Annotated in this window: 15 protein-coding genes and 1 pseudogene; 13 read left to right on the top strand and 3 right to left on the bottom strand. The window is 60.5% G+C overall.

The genetic code is table 11. From position 1 onward, the window contains the following. On the top strand, window positions 1-2,659 hold a 2,659-nt coding region (locus B4F73_RS06125; RefSeq protein WP_290482748.1), incomplete at its 5' end, for a TonB-dependent receptor. Between the two features lie 142 nt (window positions 2,660-2,801). Here B4F73_RS06125 and B4F73_RS06120 read toward each other — a convergent pair. Continuing rightward, window positions 2,802-3,695, bottom strand: coding sequence for a class I SAM-dependent methyltransferase (locus B4F73_RS06120; RefSeq protein WP_206992475.1), 894 nt, complete (start codon window positions 3,693-3,695; stop codon window positions 2,802-2,804). Continuing rightward, the gene (locus tag B4F73_RS06115; RefSeq protein ID WP_290482747.1) at window positions 3,692-4,504 is read right to left on the bottom strand and encodes a TrmH family RNA methyltransferase; all 813 of its coding nucleotides are present in this window, start codon (window positions 4,502-4,504) and stop codon (window positions 3,692-3,694) included. The genes B4F73_RS06120 and B4F73_RS06115 overlap by 4 nt, the downstream gene beginning before the upstream one ends. Before the next feature lie 110 nt (window positions 4,505-4,614). Here B4F73_RS06115 and B4F73_RS06110 point away from each other — a divergent pair, with 110 nt between their 5' ends. The 8 genes from B4F73_RS06110 to rplA all read left to right on the top strand — a co-directional run bounded on the left by B4F73_RS06110 (window position 4,615) and on the right by rplA (window position 12,078). After that, window positions 4,615-6,069: an OmpA family protein gene (locus B4F73_RS06110; protein WP_290482746.1), complete on the top strand. Its 1,455-nt coding sequence runs from the start codon at window positions 4,615-4,617 to the stop codon at window positions 6,067-6,069. After that, window positions 6,069-7,784 (top strand): hypothetical protein, encoded by a 1,716-nt coding sequence (locus B4F73_RS06105; RefSeq protein ID WP_290482745.1) that lies wholly within the window; start codon window positions 6,069-6,071, stop codon window positions 7,782-7,784. Before B4F73_RS06110 ends, B4F73_RS06105 begins: the two co-directional genes overlap by 1 nt. Window positions 7,785-7,908: 124 nt before the next feature. Next, complete coding sequence (locus tag B4F73_RS06100; protein ID WP_290478511.1) at window positions 7,909-8,760, top strand: M48 family metallopeptidase; 852 nt, start codon at window positions 7,909-7,911, stop codon at window positions 8,758-8,760. 256 nt (window positions 8,761-9,016) lie between these two features. Then, on the top strand, window positions 9,017-9,226 hold the full coding sequence (locus B4F73_RS06095; RefSeq protein ID WP_034812549.1) for a cold-shock protein: 210 nt from the start codon (window positions 9,017-9,019) through the stop codon (window positions 9,224-9,226). Between the two features lie 151 nt (window positions 9,227-9,377). Then, window positions 9,378-10,193: a class I SAM-dependent methyltransferase gene (locus B4F73_RS06090; protein ID WP_290482744.1), complete on the top strand. Its 816-nt coding sequence runs from the start codon at window positions 9,378-9,380 to the stop codon at window positions 10,191-10,193. A gap of 30 nt (window positions 10,194-10,223) precedes the next feature. Further along, window positions 10,224-10,754 (top strand): GNAT family N-acetyltransferase, encoded by a 531-nt coding sequence (locus B4F73_RS06085; RefSeq protein ID WP_290478509.1) that lies wholly within the window; start codon window positions 10,224-10,226, stop codon window positions 10,752-10,754. A gap of 170 nt (window positions 10,755-10,924) precedes the next feature. Beyond that, entirely contained in the window at window positions 10,925-11,371 is a 447-nt protein-coding gene (gene rplK / locus B4F73_RS06080) for a 50S ribosomal protein L11 (protein ID WP_034812546.1), read from the top strand. Window positions 11,372-11,376: 5 nt separating this feature from the next. Next, on the top strand, window positions 11,377-12,078 hold the full coding sequence (rplA, locus tag B4F73_RS06075) for a 50S ribosomal protein L1 (protein WP_206992481.1): 702 nt from the start codon (window positions 11,377-11,379) through the stop codon (window positions 12,076-12,078). Between the two features lie 328 nt (window positions 12,079-12,406). Here rplA and B4F73_RS06070 read toward each other — a convergent pair whose 3' ends face one another. Next, on the bottom strand, window positions 12,407-13,099 hold the full coding sequence (locus B4F73_RS06070) for a hypothetical protein (protein ID WP_290482743.1): 693 nt from the start codon (window positions 13,097-13,099) through the stop codon (window positions 12,407-12,409). 560 nt (window positions 13,100-13,659) lie between these two features. Here B4F73_RS06070 and rplJ point away from each other — a divergent pair. The 4 genes and pseudogenes from rplJ to B4F73_RS06050 all read left to right on the top strand — a co-directional run. After that, a complete protein-coding gene (gene rplJ, locus B4F73_RS06065; RefSeq protein WP_034812533.1) occupies window positions 13,660-14,175 on the top strand; it encodes a 50S ribosomal protein L10 in 516 nt (171 codons plus the stop codon). 58 nt (window positions 14,176-14,233) lie between these two features. After that, window positions 14,234-14,614 carry a 50S ribosomal protein L7/L12 gene (rplL, locus tag B4F73_RS06060; protein WP_034812531.1) on the top strand — a complete coding sequence of 127 codons (381 nt, stop codon included), beginning with the start codon at window positions 14,234-14,236 and terminating at the stop codon, window positions 14,612-14,614. A gap of 153 nt (window positions 14,615-14,767) precedes the next feature. Beyond that, window positions 14,768-16,894 (top strand): annotated as a pseudogene (gene rpoB / locus B4F73_RS06055) (DNA-directed RNA polymerase subunit beta); the annotation flags it as partial. A 31-nt stretch (window positions 16,895-16,925) separates the two neighbouring features. Next, the coding region (locus B4F73_RS06050) for a hypothetical protein (RefSeq protein WP_290482741.1) at window positions 16,926-17,122 on the top strand (197 nt) is incomplete at its 3' end.

Raw genomic sequence — 17,122 nt, 5'->3', positions numbered from 1 at the left:
CCTGCCATACGGCTCGCTGAACACGGCTGCTCCGGACATCAACTTCAGCCCAGCCGCAATGGTGAAGAAAGTTGACATCCTGACCGGTGGTGCGTCCGCAACCTACGGTTCTGACGCTGTTTCCGGTGTTGTGAACTTCGTGCTCGACACGGATTTCGAAGGTGTTCGCCTGGAAGGTAACTACTCCTTCTACCAGCACGACAATTCCAACAGCTACATCCAGGACATCCTGGGTGGCTTCGCAGCTGACAACCCTTCCCAGTTCACGGTTCCGGATGGCTCGACGTCTGATGGTGAGTCCGTTGACATCACCGCAGCGTTCGGTGGCAAGCTGGACAATGGCCGCGGTCACGTCATGGGCTTCGCCAGCTTCCAGAACACCAAGGAAGTTCTTCAGGCTAACCGCGACTATTCGCAGTGTGCCCTGTCCACCACCAATGGTGGTAACGACTTCACATGTGCCGGTTCGTCCACGAACCAGTTCACCAACATTCTGGACCTCGGCTCCAACCTGCCGACCGGTCTGTGGGCTCGCGTTGACCCGACCACGGACGAGTTCGTTGAGCGGAACTTTGTCTCTGACACGTTCAACTACAACCCGTACAACCACTTCCAGCGTCCGAACGAGCGCTACTCCTTCGGTACGTTCGCGAACTATGACATCAACCCATATGTGAACGCATATGGCGAATTCATGTTCATGGACAACCAGACCAATTCCCAAATCGCGCCGTCTGGTGTGTTTGGTTACGGTGTGACCGGCGGAAATGGCGGCATCAACTGTGACAACCCATTCCTGAGCGCACAACAGGTCGACTTTATCTGTACGTCGCGCGGTGCAGCGGGTGATGACATTGCCGGTATCGGCGACGTCCTGTTCCTTCGCCGGAACGTCGAAGGCGGAAACCGCAACAACGACATCCGTCACACGACCTATCGTGGTGTGATCGGCCTGCAGGGCACCATTGGCGACTCGCCATGGGGTTATGACATCTCTGCTGTGTACGCCAACGTGCACCGTTCGGAAGTCTACAATAACGACCTGTCGATCTCGAAACTGTCCAAAGCGCTCTACGCTGTTGATGACGGAACGGGCAACATTGTCTGTGCGGTCAATGCCGATGCCGATCCGAACAATGACGACGCGGCTTGTGCTCCTTACGACATCTTCTCAGGTGCCGGCCCAAGCGACGCTGCTGTGAACTACATCGTCAACCCGCTGTTCAGGGATGGCGACGTCAAGCAGACGGTTGTGACTGCCAAGACCTTCGCAGACCTCGCCGACTATGGCGTCGTGTCTCCGATGGCTGAAGAAGGCATCAAGGTTGCCTTCGGTGTGGAATATCGTCGTGATAGCCTCGACTCCAACCCAGACAGCAACTTCCAGTCCGGCGACGGTGCTGGTCAGGGTGGACCTACGAACCCAATCGCTGGTTCGCAGGAAGTCTATGACTACTTCGCAGAGGTCAACGCACCACTGATCGAAGGTTATGAGGGTGTTGAGTCCCTGGGTGTCGACCTTGCTTATCGCCGGTCGAACTATGACGCCGTGTCTTCTGACGCTTACAAGATCGGTGTTGAGTACGCTCCGGTTGAAGACATCCGCTTCCGCGGTTCATTCCAGCGCGCCGTGCGTGCTGCGAACATCTTCGAACTCTTCTCGACACAGTCCATCGGCCTGTTCGACCTGACTCAAGGTTCAAACGGCATCTACGATCCATGTGCCGGCACGACGCCAACCGCAACGGCTGCACAGTGTGCAAACACTGGCGTGACCGCTGCCCAGTACGGCAGCATCGCGGATAACCCAGCTGGCCAGTTCAACACGCTGACCGGTGGTAACCCAGACCTGGAACCAGAAACGGCTGATACGTACACGATTGGTTTCGTGGCCACGCCGTCGATGATCCCGGGCCTGACAGTTTCCCTCGACTACTTCGACATCACTGTTGAAGACCTCGTGGGTACGGTTCCACAGGAACTGGCACTCGATACCTGCCTTGAAACCGGCGACACGTTCTTCTGTTCGCTCGTCAATCGCGGCAATGGCGGCACACTGTGGGCGGGTCAGACCGGCTACATCGTTGCAACCAACATCAACACCGGTTCGCTTTCGACCTCCGGCTTCGACCTTCTGGCCAGCTACGCTCTGGACCTGGATGCTCGCGGCGGAATCGACTTCGACTATGTCGGTACGATGCTTGAATCTCTCGAGACCAAGCCACTGCCGAACTCCACCGGCGCTGATATCTTCGACTGTGTCGGCTACTACGGCGGCAGCTGTGCCTCCGGTGGTGGTACGGAAGTTGCCAACGGTGCTTCGCCAGAATACCGCCACAAGGCTTCCATGACCTGGGCCGATGCCGAAGGCCTGTTCAGTGTCACCGGTACGTGGCGCCACTTCTCGGAAGTCGAAATCGCAGGTGGTGACGATGGCACCATCAACGGTGTTCTGGATGCCCAGAACTACTTCGATCTTTCCGGTTCCTGGAACGCGACGGACTACATGTCCCTGCGTCTCGGCGTGAACAACGTCCTGGACGAAGATCCACCGCTTTCCTCGGTTGTCGGTACGGCGCCGGGTAACGGTAACACCTACCCACAAGTGTACGACGCTCTTGGTCGCTACATCTTCATGGGTGCGACGTTCGACTTCTAAGTCTGACGACGTAACAGAAACAGGAACGGCGGCTTTTCGGAGCCGCCGTTTTTGTTTTAACGGGTGCGGTGACAGCGCTTAGCGCTTCACCCGAACCGGGCTAAGGGCTGTTTTGTCTGGCTGCGCAGAAAGAGGCGTGCGGTCAGGCGCCCGCGTGCCAGCGTGCATAGATGGCTGTCGGCAAGAGCCGGTCTGAACCTTGCTGGGGCAGGGCCATCTCGCCGGTCTCCATCACGCCGCCCAGCGGGGAGAGCCGGTCAGCCAGCGCCTGTGACAGGGCCAGATAAGACAAGCGCACGGCATAGGCCGTCAGGATCACAAACAGGGGCCGGTCACTCAGCAGCTGCTTCACGACGTCCAGCAATTCGGGCAAGTTTTCCTCGAACCGCCAGGTTTCATTCTTTGGGCCGCGTCCGAATTTCGGCGGGTCCAGGATGATGGCGTCATATTCGTTGCCACGCCGGACCTCGCGGGCGGTAAACTTCATGGCGTCATCGGCGATCCAGCGAATGGACCGATCCTGCAGGCCACTCATCGCCTGATTGTCCTTGCCATAGCCGTTTGATTTCGGGCTGGCATCCAGATGAACCACTTCGGCGCCCGCGGCTGCGCAGGCGAGCGACATCATGCCGGTATAACCGAACAGGTTCAGCACCTTGATCGGACGGCCGGCTGCGCGGATCTTCTCCTGCGCGAAGCGCCAGTGAACCGAATGTTCCTGGAACACGCCCATATGCCGGAAGGCAGCACGGCGCGCCTCGAAGGTCAGGCCATTCCATTGCATCGGCCAGCTGTCGAGCGCCTTGGGAGACAGCACTTCCCAATTGCCCGCGCCGTCATCATCTTGCGACTTCGCAGAAAACTGCGCATCGGCGCGCCAACTTTCCAAGGGGCGGGCTGGCTCCCAGAAAGCTTGGGGATCGGGCCGGATGACGGTCTGGCTGCCGAAGCGCTCAAGCTTCTGCAAGTGGCCACTGTCGAGCAGGGCGTAGTCTTTCCAGTCGTCGGCGATCAGGAGGCGGGTTTCGGTCTTCATTTGAAATCCCTCTGGCGCCACGCTTCATAGGTCATGATGGCGGTGGCCTGGGCGAGATTGAGGCTGTCGGCGCCGCCCCGCATCGGGATCAGGCAGAGCTGGTCGCAGGCGGTTTCGGCTTCAGGCGGCAGGCCGGATTGCTCATTGCCCATGATGATGACAGAGCTGGAGGTGAAATCGGTGCGGTCATGGCGGGCCGTGCCATTGACCGACGCGGCGCTCATAGTCAGGCCAAGCCTTTTGCGCCAGGCGTTGAACTGGTCGAACGAGGCGGTCGCAAAGGGCATGTCGAAGATCGAGCCCATGGAGGCGCGCACGGCCTCGAAACTGTAAGGATCACAACAGGTTTCGATCAGGATCACGCCGGAAATGCCCGCGCAGTCGGCCGTGCGCAGGATTGTGCCCAAATTGCCGGGATCGCGCACTTCATAAAGGGCGACAAACAGGCCATTGCTGTCCTGCGGCAGGGCATCAAGGCCGAGATGGCGCTGGTGGAACGCCGCGACCACGCTCTGCGCATTATCCTTGTGAGTGATACGCGACATCAGTTTGTCGGCGGCCAGCACGACCCGCGCGCCGGAAGTCTCTGCCTGACGGATCAATTCCGCGAGGTGTGGCCGATCTGCCATGCTTGCCGCGACAATCAGCGAGTCCGCCTTCCAACCGTTTGCAAGCCCCTGGCCAATCAGGCGCGCGCCTTCTGCGAGAAACAGGCCCGTTTCGGCTCGGCCTTTCTTTCTTTCAAGACTTTTCAAGGACTTGATGAGCGGGTTTGATGCGCTGCTGATCGTCTCAATCTGGCGGGTCATGCTGGGGATTCGGCGTCTCTGACTCTGCGGGGTAACTCTTGCGAGGACATGCTGAATAGGGCATCCCTGATTATCAGGGGATTAGCAATGGAGGAGGTCGCGGGGCCTCTATGAGACTGCTCGACTACCTTTTTGGATTTGTGGCCCTTGTTGGCTTGATCTGCACGGGCTGGTGGGCCGTGTACCAGTCAGCGAACACGCCTGTAAACCTCCAAGCGCGGCTGGAGGCCAACGCCAATGCGGCGCTGGCCGAGCAGGGCTTTGACTGGGCAGGCGTGCGCATGCATGGCCAACGCGCCGAGCTGACCGGCAAGGCCCCCTCCATGGATGCCATAGAAGCAGCAGCTGAAACCGTGCTGACATCCAGCGGGTCAGGCGGGATCGTCCTTGGCGGAGTGACCATGGTCGAGAGTGGGGTGGGCACTGCGCCGCCGGTGACCCCCTATGTCTGGCGCGCCATCAAGACTGGTGCAGGCGACTATATCCTGATGGGGCATGTGCCCTCGCGTACCATTCGCGCTGACCTTCTGGACTATGCCGGTTCGCATGCTGGCGATGGCGCGGTTGAAGACCGTATGCAGCTGGCCAATGGCGCGCCAGCCGCTTACTGGCAGGGCATGGCCCGGCTCGCATTGGACAGCCTGGCTGAACTCGATACAGGCGAAGCCCGCCTGCATGACACGCGCGTCCGGTTGCGCGGGGTCTCTATGGAGACTGCGACCCGCGCGCGGGTTTCGGCCGACATCGCCAATGTGACCGCCCCGTTCCGGGGAGAGCCTTTCCTGCGCGGCCCGGCCTTGTGGAGCGCGGCGCATGGCGACGGCGAACTGGTGCTGTCCGGCAAGGTCGCCAGCGAAGCCGAGCGCGAGGAAATCCTGACGATCGCCAAGCAATATTATGCGCGCACCGTACGTGACGAGATGGAGGTCGCTGGCGAGCCTCATCCGGGCTGGCTGAACGGCGTGCGCGTGGGCTTGCCGCATTTTGCCAAGTTCCGGTCCGGCGAAATGGCGTTCGAGCCAGAGGAAACCGGTCTCAGTTTCGAGGGCGAGGCGTCAGGGTCCACGATTGCCTACCTCCAGCAGGATATGGCCAATCTTGGTGGCCCTTATCCTGTCACAGTCTTCGCCGATACGGTGCAGGTAGATGTGGACGAGATTCGCGACATCGACTTTCAGGCAGACCCGGTTGCGGCCTGCCAGCAGGCCTTTGACGCGGTGATGGAGACCAACAAGGTGTATTTCGAGACCGGCCTGGCAAACATTAGCCGTGAAAGCGGCCTGACGCTGGACAAGGTCATGACCGTATCTGAGCGGTGTGCGCGAGATCTGGTGTTTGAAGTGGGCGGCCATACCGACTCCACGGGCGAGCGGGAGGCAAATATTGCCCTCAGCGAGGCACGGGCGCTGGCTGTGCGGGATTATATGGTTTCGGCCGGATTTTCTCCTTCTCGGCTGACTGTAATTGGGTATGGTCCCGACGAGGCTGTGCAGAGTAATGACACAGAAGACGGTCGGGCGAAGAATCGCCGGATTGGGTTCAAGGTTCGAGAACGGAGCGAATGATGGCGTGGCTATTGGCACATATGTGGGCGGCGCTGGCAGGGGTTGCCGTATTCGGTTTGCTGCTGGGTTGGTCCATTCGCGGCATGATGCTGGTTGGAAAAATGCGGCGCGCAATGGTCGAGCGCGATGTTACCCAGACCGAACTCGAACAGGCCAAGGAAGAGATTGAAAGCCTGTATGCGGCCCAGCGTGGTCAGCCTGTGGGCAATACGAATGCGCGTGAGGCTCAGGCCGAGCAGAATGTGAAATTCCAGCGCATGAGTGATGAATTGAGCCGCGCCAAGAGCGAGCTGGAAGCGCTGAAGGCGAAAGCCGACGAGGCGCTGGTGAGCGGCGCAAAGGCTGCGGGTGCGGCAGGAGCTGGCGCTGTGGGCACGCTTGCTGCTGTTGGCGGCGCGACCGATCCGAACCCGGCGCTGGTTTGGCGCAACCGTCACCTCGAAAGCCGTGTACGCCATCTGGAAGCCATGATCGGCGAGGGGGGCAGCGAAGCCGCTGGCGCATCCCCTGCGGAGGCGGCACCTGCTGCGATGGCGACTGGCGAGACCAGCGACGCCGATGCGGCCAAGGCAGAATGGCAACAGAATTTCCTGAAGCAGCGCGTCGAAGCGCTGGAAGATGAACTCGCCAAGGTGAAAGCCCCGGCAGCTACGCCAAGCGGGCGTAACGGCAATGGTGAGGCGGAAGAAGAACTGGCCCGCCTGCGCTGGCGCAATCGTTTTCTGGAAGGCCGCCTTGCCTATTTCGAAGGCGACCAAGACGCCGAGGAAGAGGGCATTGAGGCCGATGCGGTTGCCGAAGCGGCCATCACGCCGGAGCCTCTTCCGGACTTGCCGGAGACCGAGCCCGAATCTGAACTGGAATCCGTGCCGGACTTTGATGGCGAAGCTGAAAACGAGCCGGAGGTTGAGCTTGCCGAGCCTGAAGCCGAGCCAAGTGACGAAGCCGACTTTGCCGAAGAACTCGCGGAAGATGCCGAAGATGACATCGAAGAGGCGATTGAGTTTGAGGCTGAACAGGAGCCGGAAGCGCCAGCCGAGCTGGCCGCTGATCCTGACGCTGAACCGGATGTACCTGCTTTCGAGATTGTTGACCGGTTCGCCGATGAGGCGCCTGCTGAGGCAGAGGCAGCGTTCGACGATACAGAACTGACGCCCGTCGAGGACGAACTGACTGAAGACTATGCAGAGACTGCCGAGGTCGATGCAGATGATGAAGTGCCCGCCGACGGGTCAGACGAAGAGACCGATATCGACCGCGCAGATGAGGCCAGCCGGGCTATCCTGGCAGCGCTCGAACTGACCGATGAGGAAGACGAAGCGTCAGACAACGCCGCCGAACTGGGCGTGGCCGAGAGTGAGTCCGCGCCCGAAGACGAGGCGGATTTCGTCGAAGCGGACACGGAAGAGGCGAATGACGACTCCGGGTCCGACGAGACCGCAGAAGAGGGGCCCGCAGGCGTACAGCCGATGGCGCTCGACAAGCCCGTTGCCAACACGCCGGATGATTTGACCATCATTGGCGGTGTGGGGCCGAAGATTCAGGAAGTGCTGAACAGTATGGGCATCTGGCACTATGACCAGATCGCTGCCTGGACGCCTGAAAACGTCACATGGGTGGATCATGAGCTCAATTTCTCCGGTCGGATCACACGTGAGGGCTGGGTGCAGCAAGCGGCGATCCTGGCAGGCGACACGGTGGACGAGGACGCCTAGGCAACCGCCCATTCAGGACCTATTCAGCCGTAATCGTTCAAGTTGGGAACCAATCGTGCAGGGGTGCGATTGCTTTTTGAGGGTGCAGGGGTAACCTCTGGCTCGAGGCGATAGGGAGAATGAGATGGCCGATCTAGTTGAATTTGATAGCGAAGTTCTGGCCGGAGCACCGCAGGTGCGCCTGTCGCGCCGCGCGCTGATTACCGGTATTGCCGCAGGCACCGTATTCCCCTTCATTTCCAGCTGCACCACAAACCCGGCGACCGGATCCAGCCAGCTGATCCTGTTCGGGGAAGAGCAGGTGGCCAGCATGGCCGCAACGGCCTGGACCGACATGAAATCGCAGACGCCCGTTGTCTCGAACTCGCGCCTGAAAAACCAGGTGCTGAGCATCTGGGAGCGTACGTCTGATGGCGCAGTGAAGGCGGGTCATATCGACCCGAACGCTAATTGGGACGTGGCGGTGTTCGACACCGATGACGTCAACGCGTTCGTGATGCCTGGCAACCGCGTCGGCATTTATCGCGGCATTACCGAACTGACCGAGAATGACGACCAGCTGTCGTCCGTTCTGGGCCATGAGACCGGCCACGTGGTCGGTCGCCATGCTGCAGAGCGCCTGTCGGTTTCGACCGCAGCGCAAGTTGGCCTGATGGCGGGTCAGATCGCCGTCGCGCAGTCAGAAGAGCTCAGCAAGTATGGCACGGCCATCGGCGCTCTCGGTGGCGCGGCCATGCAATTCGGCGTGATCCTGCCCTATAGCCGCCGGCATGAGCTGGAGGCTGACAAGCTGGGCGTCGATTACATGCACAATGCCGGCTATGACACCCGCGAATCCGTGCGCTTGTGGGAATTGATGGCCGCGCAGTCGGAAGGCCAGCGCCCGGCCGAGTTCATGTCCACCCACCCGGATCCACTGCGCCGGGCCGAAGAGCTGAAGCGTTATATCAATGCGCGGGGTTATGCGCTGATGTAGTCGGTCGGCCGACCAGAATTTCGAGAGCCCGGTTGCCCTGTGCTGCCGGGCTTTTGCGTGTTTTAAACAGTCGCGGGTGGAGACGCGCGGTTGTATTGGTGGAAATACCCGTTATATGGGGAATTCGACTTTTCGCCGGACGATCAGGCATTGAGTGAACGGGCTTGCCCTGCCACTCCTTCAGAGACCTCCCATACAAAATTCGTGTTCCCGCGGACCCGCATGTTGCAGGACCGCATCTATTCAGGAGTGTTTCATGACAAGTGGCACCGTAAAATTCTACAACGACCAAAAAGGCTTCGGCTTCATCCAGCCAGACGATGGCGGCACCGACGTGTTCGTGCACGCCACGGCGCTTGAGCGCGCTGGCATGCGCGCCCTGTCCGAAGGTCAGAAGGTTTCCTTCACGACCGCCGTTGACAAGCGCAGCGGCAAGACCGCCGTCGACACGATCACCGCTGAATAGTCCGTCAGGACTTTTCCAGTTGTATCAGATTGGCCGTCTCCGAAAGGAGGCGGCCTTTTTGATTCCGGGGGTGTGATAACTCCGCCATCCGTGGTGTTCTGACAGCGGGATGAACGCGCGCCAGTTAACCGCGCAGGACCGGGGGGAACAGATGACAGCAACCAACACGCCCAGGACGGCCGGGGCCAATGGCCGTTTGTGGGGTATGCGGGCGCGTGACTGGGCCGATTTGCAGGAGGGTGGATTCCGCGCCGGATACGTTGCCGCGCTTGAGCACGCAGCGGTCGGGGCAGGCACGCGCTATCTTGATGCCGGGTGCGGATCCGGCATGGCTGCGGCGCTGGCGGCGGATCGCGGCGCGCAGGTGACGGGAATTGATGCCTCGGACTTGCTGCTCCAGATTGCCCGCGACCGTGTCCCGCAGGGCGCTTTCCAGACAGGCGACCTGGAAGACCTGCCATTCGGGGATGACAGCTTCGATGTGGTCGTCGGCTTCAACTCTTTCCAATATGCCGGAAATCCCGGCGCGGCGCTGGCCCAAGCACGGCGCGTGACGGCGCCTTCGGGCACTGTGGTCATCATGACCTGGGGCGAGCCGGACGGCATGGAGGCGGCCGCGATTGTCGGCGCCCTGAAACAGCTCCTGCCGCCTCCGCCACCGGGCGCGCCCGGACCGTTTGCGCTGTCGGACGAAGCCAGGCTGCGGGCGTTCGCAGCCGAGGCAGGGCTGACGCCGCTGGAGGTCGTGGATGTGTCCAGCCCGTGGGAATATGAAAGCGAGGCCCTGGCCGTGCGCGGGATCGGCTCCTCCGGTGTGGCGGCGAAGGCCATGGACGCCTCGGGTGAGGCGGCTGTGAACGCAGCCCATGCGGCGGCGATTGCGCCCTTTGTTCAGGCCGATGGCCGCGTGCGCATTGGCGCGACCTGCCGACTGTTGTTTGCGACGCCGGCGGGAAAAAGGACTTGAACTCTGCCGGTGATCTGGCAGCCCTTCAGCATGACTGACCTGATGAGAATTTGCCCGGTAGGGCCCGAAGACCTGCCTGTTTTGCGGGATCTGGCCGAGGCCACTTTCCTCGACACGTTTTCAAGCCAGAACGCCCCGCAGGATATTTCCGCCTATACGTCCGTCGCCTTCGACATGGACAAGGTCAGGGCAGAGTATGAAAACCCGCATTCCCGCTTCTATTTTGCCCGGACCGGCTCTGACATTGCGGGATATCTGAAGCTGAACACCGGGCCTGCCCAGACCGAGCAGGACCTCGAAAACGCGATGGAAATCGAGCGCATCTATGCGACCCGTGCCTTTCAGGGCAGGGGCATCGGAAAGCGCCTGATGGCCACCGCGCTGGAGGCGGCGCAGGAGGCCGGTGTGAACTGGGTCTGGCTGGGCGTCTGGGAACACAACCAGAAGGCCATCGCCTTTTACGCGCATCAGGGCTTCGAGCCCTTTGGCCGCCACAGTTTCCGCCTGGGGGACGACGTGCAGATCGACGTGATGATGAGGAAGAAGATTGCGCAGGATTAGCCGCGCAGGCTGAGGTGCAGCGATTCAGCTGGGGAGTTGCAATTCCCTGCACTTTCAGCCATACGCCCCACTTCCGTGGGAGGCCGTTAGCCCGGCCAGACCACGAACCTCCAAAGTAACCGGGCGGATCGAAAGACCACCGCCCCATCTGAAACGTTCGAGAGGACAATATGGCTAAGAAACTCCTGGGGCACCTCAAGCTCCAGATTCCTGCCGGCCAAGCCAACCCGTCGCCGCCAGTCGGCCCGGCGCTCGGTCAGCGCGGAATCAACATCATGGAATTCTGTAAGGCGTTCAACGCCAAGACACAGAGCATGGAACAGGGCCTGCCCGTTCCCGTCGTGATCTCCTATTATCAGGACAAGTCCTTCACTTTCATCGTGAAGTCTCCACCGGCCACTGTGCTGCTGAAGAAGGCTGCCAAGCTGAAGCTCGGCAAGAAGCCTGCTTCCGGCGCCAACAAGCCCGGCTATGAGACGGTCGGCAAGGTCACCATGGCTCAGGTTCGCGAGATCGCGGAAATGAAGATGGAAGACCTGAACGCAAACGACCTCGACGCAGCCTCGAAAATCATTGCCGGTTCCGCCCGCGCAATGGGCATCGAAGTGACGGAGTAAGCATCATGGCGAAACCAGGAAAGCGTACCCGCGCAATCATCGAATCCGTGGATGCCGACAAGGCCTACACGATCACCGAAGCTGTTGCTCTGGTGAAATCGAATGCGAAAGCGAAATTCGACGAGACCGTCGAGATCGCCGTGAATCTCGGCGTTGACCCGAAATATGCAGACCAGATGGTCCGCGGTGTGGTCAACCTGCCATCGGGCACCGGCAAGGACGTTCGCGTCGCCGTGTTCGCAAAGGACGCCAAGGCGGACGAAGCCAAGGAAGCCGGAGCCGATTTCGTCGGCGCTGAAGACCTGATGGAAAAAATCCAGGGCGGCTTCATGGACTTTGATCGCGTCATCGCATCGCCAGACATGATGGCCGTTGTCGGTCGTCTCGGTAAGGTGCTCGGGCCCCGCGGCCTGATGCCGAACCCGAAAGTCGGCACGGTCACGCCAAACGTGGCGCAGGCCGTCAAGGACGCCAAGTCCGGCTCGGTCGAGTTCCGCGTCGAGAAGGCCGGGATCATCCATGCCGGTATCGGCAAGTCCAGCTTCTCCGAAGGCGACATCGAAACCAATGTCAAAGCCTTCCTTGATGCCCTGACCAAGGCACGCCCATCGGGCGCCAAAGGCCAGTTCGTTCGCAAGATCACCCTGTCGTCCACAATGGGCGCTGGCGTCACGATCGACACGGCCGAGGCCAACCAGACGGCTTAAGTCCGACATCGGATTGAGAGAGAGAACACAGTAAAGCCCGGCGCAGCGATGCGCCGGGCTTTTTCGTTTGGGATACAAATAGCCCCCATGGTCGCATCCCCGGCGCATGCCTGCATCAAGGTCAAAGCCGATCAGGCGCGCCTCGACATCGGTGAAGCGCAAGGAGGCGGAGATGTCTGAACAGCGCAGGCATGGGGCGCGGCTATAGCGCGCCCTTTCCAGGATGCGAACGCGACACTTGCACACGGGGGGAGGGTGAACCCGCAGCAGATGCGCCGCCGCCGGTGGGACCGGGGCGTTTGGTCAGGACTGGCGATGAGTGTGGGGGTCAGCTCGTATCCGAGCCAAGCGCCATCAGGACGAGGAGGTAGAGATCGGACAGGACCGGCACGGCTGGCTCCGTCTTTGCGATCTCAGCATGTTCCGGCGCGGGCGCGGCGGCGAGGGGGCTCAACCGCTTTGCGCCATTCGATGCCTGCCGGGCCATCCAGTGGGCCATGCGCATCGCATAAGTGTCGAGGTTGGCAAGGGCATCGGCGAGCGCCTGGGTCCGGCGGAGATAACGATCTTCGAAACCGGGCCTTGGGCGCGGGGGCTTGGGGGCCGCCTGGATGGGCGGAATGAAGGGCTGCGCCGTGTCATCCATCAGCGTTACGCGCGGGCATTCAGCCGGGGTGAGCAGGCGGCGCGGATCGCGGTCCTGTTCCGGTTCGATCAGGCGGAAGCGGGGCGCGCGCGGTTCGCGTTCCATCTCGGCAGAGGGGGCGGAGGCGGCCGGGCGCTTCGGGATTGCCGCAGGCGCCGGGGCGGGCGCATCCAGCCGCAGGGCCATGAGATAGATCACGCGGCGCAGCAAGTCTTCCACGAAGGGCAAGTCCTGCATGCCGCGCCGGGCGAGCGCGAGGCCGTTGCCCGCAAGCCTTGTCAGCGCGGCCACCATCTTGGCGGCGATCTCCAGCGCGACGGCTTCAAGCCGGTCCGGCTCAGCGGCCGTGGGGATAGGGTCGGGATGCGTTTCCATGCGGTGCAGTATCGCCCAGCCTCAGACGAGGGGGATGAGATTGGCGAACTATTTCGCAAGCGATTGATTTGATTGAGACGGAGGGTTGGGAGTTCGTCGGATAGGCAATGCTCGCTTGCGCGAAATCCTGATTCGTGATGAAGGAATTGCAGCGATCCGAATGCGGGCCCGGTTTGCCCGCCGGCATATTATCGGGCTGTTCCCGCAGGCCGCGATTGGCTTTCCAGCCCGCCCTTGACTTTTTATCACAATGGGGGGTTGCGGGTTTCCACAAGAAGCGTTAACAACCCGCTCTTGACGGGAGTTCTCTGATATGCATCGGGGACCTCCCGTTTTCCTGTCCTAGACCATAGGCCCCTCTTTTCAGGGGGATAAAGACAGTCTTCTGTCACCTATGCAGACGGGGTGAGGCGTATAAACGGTTCGGATACAAGGGGTTAGCGCCCTGAGTTAAAAAACCGGGCAGGCCAATCCCTGGGCAGGCGCTGGAAGGCTGCAAGGCCAGAAGGCGATTACCAGGGCGGCCGGATGGTCCGGGCGCCTCAAACTGGAGACCCGCTATGGATAAAGCTGGAAAAACAGTGGCTCTCGAAACCCTCAAAGGGGTTTTCGGCGAGTCCGGTGCTGTCGTCGTGACGCACTATACCGGTCTTACCGTTGCGGAAATGACCAAGTTGCGCGGCATGCTCCGTAAGGATGGCGCACAGCTTAAGGTGGTCAAGAACCGTCTGGCGAAAATCGCTCTAGACGGACAAGGCGGCGATGCTGCCCAGGAACTGTTCTCAGGTCCTGTGGCGATTGCTTACTCTCCCGATCCGGTGTCGGCGGCGAAAGCCACTGACGAGTTTGCCAGGGAAAACGACAAACTCGTAATCCTCGGCGCGGTGATGGGCGATCAGGTTCTCGATGCCAAAGGCGTTGAAAGCCTCGCGAAACTGCCTTCTCTCGACCAACTTCGTGGCAAGCTTATTGGCCTCCTGCAGGCACCGGCAACGAAAGTTGCAGGCGTCGTTCAGGCTCCGGCTGGCCAGCTCGCTCGCGTGGTGGCGGCCTACGGCTCCAAGGATGCCGCATAAGCTACCCGTTTTCGCACTTTAAAGACTACAAACACCGAACCAAACAGGAATTAGAAAAATGGCAGATCTCGAAAAGATTGTCGAAGACCTCTCCGCTCTTACCGTTCTCGAAGCGGCTGAGCTGGCGAAACTGCTCGAAGACAAGTGGGGCGTTTCCGCCGCTGCTCCGGTTGCTGTTGCAGCCGCTGCTGGTGATGCGGGCGGCGCTGCTGCTGCAGAAGAAAAAGACGAGTTCGACGTGGTTCTGACCTCCGCTGGCGACAAGAAGATCAACGTGATCAAGCTTGTCCGCGAAGTTCAGCCGTCCCTCGGCCTGAAAGAAGCCAAGGAGCTCGTTGAAGCTGCTCCAAAAGCTGTCAAGGAAGGCGCTCCGAAAGCAGAAGCTGAAGAGCTCAAGAAGAAGTTCGAAGAAGCCGGCGCAACAGTCGAGCTCAAGTAAGCTCCGGCGACTTCAAATCCGGGCGGCGTTCGCGCGAGGCGTTGCCCTATCAAGACTTGCGCGGCGGTTTCATTTTGAGGCCGCCGCGAACTCGCGTTCTGGCGATATAGTTGTCAGCCCGGTGGCTGACGACACAAAAAATGGGATCCTGGGATGGCACTCTCCTTCACGGAAAAGAAACGTATCCGCAAATCCTTCGGGCGCATTCCCGAAGCCATCGAAATGCCAAACCTGATCGAGGTTCAGCGCGAAAGCTACGAACACTTCCTCCAGATGCACACCCCCGCCGACAAGCGGACGGATGATGGCCTGGGCGGCGTGTTCAAGTCTGTGTTCCCGATCTCCGACTTTTCCGAGCGCGCGACGCTGGAATATGTCTCTTACGAATTTGAAACGCCGAAATTCGACGTGGAAGAGTGCGTCCAGCGCGACCTGACCTATCAGGCGCCGCTGAAGGTTCGCCTCCAGCTCGTCGTGTTCGATGTCGACGAGGACACCGGCGCCCGCTCGGTCAAGGAAGTCAAAGAGCAGGAATGCTATCTCGGCGACATCCCGTTGATGACTGACAAGGGTACGTTTGTGGTGAACGGCACCGAGCGTGTGATCGTCTCGCAGATGCACCGCTCTCCGGGCGTGTTCTTCGATCATGACAAGGGCAAGACCCACGCCTCCGGCAAGCTGCTGTTCGCAGCCCGCATCATTCCTTACCGTGGTTCGTGGCTCGACTTCGAGTTCGATGCCAAGGACGTGCTGAACATCCGTATCGACCGCAAGCGCAAGCTGCCGGCGACGACGATGCTGTATGCGCTCGGCTATGACACCGAGCAGATCCTCGACCTGTTCTACACCAACTCCATCTATCGCATGGACAAGGCTGGCTGGATCACCGGTTTCCGCGCCGATGCGTGGAAGGGTGTGAAGCCCGAATACGACCTTGTTGATGCCAAGACCGGCAAATCCGTTGCCGAAGCTGGCAAGAAGATCACCGCCCTGAAGGCCAAGCGGATCGCGGAAGCCAATACAGACGAGATCCTCGTGCCGTCCGACGCTCTGGTCGGCAAGTTCCTGGCGCGTGATGTTGTGAACACCGAAACCGGTGAGATCTTCGGCGAAGCTGGCGACATGCTGGAAGAAGAAATCATCGCGGAAATGCGCGATTACGGCATCAGCACGATCGAAGTGCTCGACATTGATGCGTCCGGCCGTGGCCCTTGGCTGCGCAATACGCTGAAGGCCGACAAGAACGAAACCCGTTTTGAAGCCCTGTCGGACATCTATCGCGTGATGCGCCCAGGTGAGCCACCAACCCAGGACGCCGCTGACGCCCTGTTCGGCCAGCTCTTCTTCGATCCGGAGCGTTATGATCTCTCGGCTGTTGGCCGCGTGAAAATGAACATGCGCCTGAATGTGGGCGTGCCCGGCTATGAGGCCGCTCCTGACGACATGCGCGTGCTGCGCCATGACGACATTCTGGGTGTCATGAAGGTCATCCTCGACCTGAAGGACGGCAAGGGCGAAGTCGACGACATTGATAACCTCGGCAACCGTCGTGTCCGTTCGGTCGGCGAGCTGATGGAAAACAATTACCGCATCGGCCTCGTGCGCATGGAGCGCGCGATCAAGGAGCGTATGGGTTCTGTCGATATCGATACGGTCATGCCGCATGACCTGATCAATGCGAAACCGGTTGTGGCTTCGGTGCGTGAATTCTTCGGCTCCTCGCAGCTGTCGCAGTTCATGGACCAGACCAACCCGCTGTCGGAAATCACCCACAAGCGCCGCCTGTCAGCGCTTGGCCCAGGTGGTCTGACCCGCGAACGTGCCGGCTTTGAAGTGCGCGACGTGCACCCGACCCATTATGGTCGGATCTGTCCGATTGAAACGCCGGAAGGCCCGAACATCGGCCTGATCAACTCACTGGCGACTCATGCCCGCGTCAACAAGTACGGCTTCATCGAGAGCCCGTACCGGCGCGTGAAGGGCGGTAAGCTCGACGACGAGGTCGTCTATCTCTCGGCCATGGAAGAAAGCCGCTACCGCATCGCGCAGGCGAATGTGGAAGTGAGCCCGGAAGGCGAGATTCAGGGCGAGCTCGTAAACTGCCGTATCGACGGCGACTTCGAGATGGTGCCGCCGGATCAGGTCGATTTCGTCGACGTGTCGCCGAAGCAGATCGTATCCGTGGCTGCGGCGCTCATTCCGTTCCTGGAAAACGACGACGCGAACCGCGCTCTCATGGGCTCGAACATGCAGCGNNGGCTTCATCGAGAGCCCGTACCGCAAGGTCGTGAACGGCAAGCAGACCGATGAAGTGGTCTACCTGTCGGCCATGGAAGAGAGCATCTATTCCATCGCGCAGGCCAATGCGACCGTGGACGAGAAGGGCATGCTGGCGAACGAATTCGTCAACGCCCGTGTGGCTGGCGAAGCGACCATGGTGTCGCGCGACGACATCCAGTTCATGGACGTCTCGCCGAAACAGGTTGTCTCGGTGGCTGCCTCGCTGAT

The sequence above is a fragment of the Hyphomonas sp. UBA3601 genome (assembly GCF_002375605.1).
GTDB lineage: Bacteria > Pseudomonadota > Alphaproteobacteria > Caulobacterales > Hyphomonadaceae > Hyphomonas.
The sequence above is the reverse complement of the archived record's forward strand: the minus strand, read 5'-3'. Positions and strand labels throughout refer to the sequence as shown.